1 protein-coding gene is annotated in these 708 nt (G+C 70.6%); it reads left to right on the top strand.

Features of this window, described 5'->3' with window-relative positions; genetic code table 11:
• On the top strand, positions 1-708 hold a 708-nt coding region (locus CR938_RS14330), incomplete at both ends, for a methyl-accepting chemotaxis protein (RefSeq protein WP_246191107.1).

Here is a 708-nt window from a genome sequence, read left to right as displayed (position 1 = left end):
GGGGTGTTCGCCCGCATGCGCGACGACGCCAACGCCACCGTCGAGCAGCTCAAGGCCATCGTCCACCGCATCCAGGAGGCCTCCGGCGCCATCAGCACCGCCTCCACCGAGATCGCCTCGGGCAACGCCGACCTGTCCCGCCGCACCGAACAGCAGGCCGCCAACCTGGAGGAAACGGCCGCCTCCATGGAGGAACTGACCTCCACCGTGCGCCAGAACGCCGAACACGCCCGCCAGGCCAACCAGCTGGCCATCGGTGCGGCCGCGGTGGCCTCCGAGGGCGGCCAGGTGGTGGGCCAGGTGGTGGACACCATGGGCCAGATCCAGGCCGCCTCGCGCAAGATCGCCGACATCATCTCGGTGATCGACGGGATCGCCTTCCAGACCAACATCCTGGCGCTCAACGCCGCGGTGGAGGCGGCGCGCGCCGGCGAGCAGGGCCGCGGCTTTGCGGTGGTGGCCACCGAGGTGCGTTCGCTGGCCCAGCGTTCGGCCACGGCGGCCAAGGAGATCAAGGCGCTGATCGAGGACTCCACCGGCAAGGTGGCCGACGGTGCGGCGCTGGCGGAGAAGGCCGGCCGGACCATGGAGGAGATCGTGGCCTCGGTGCAGCGGGTGACGGACATCATGGGCGAGATCTCGGCGGCCTCGCAGGAGCAGGCGGCGGGGATCGAGCAGGTGAACCAGACCATCGTGCAGATGGACGAG

Source organism: Pseudoxanthomonas taiwanensis (assembly GCF_010093135.1).
Lineage (GTDB): Bacteria > Pseudomonadota > Gammaproteobacteria > Xanthomonadales > Xanthomonadaceae > Pseudoxanthomonas > Pseudoxanthomonas taiwanensis.
This window is presented reverse-complemented; position numbering and strand designations above follow the sequence as displayed.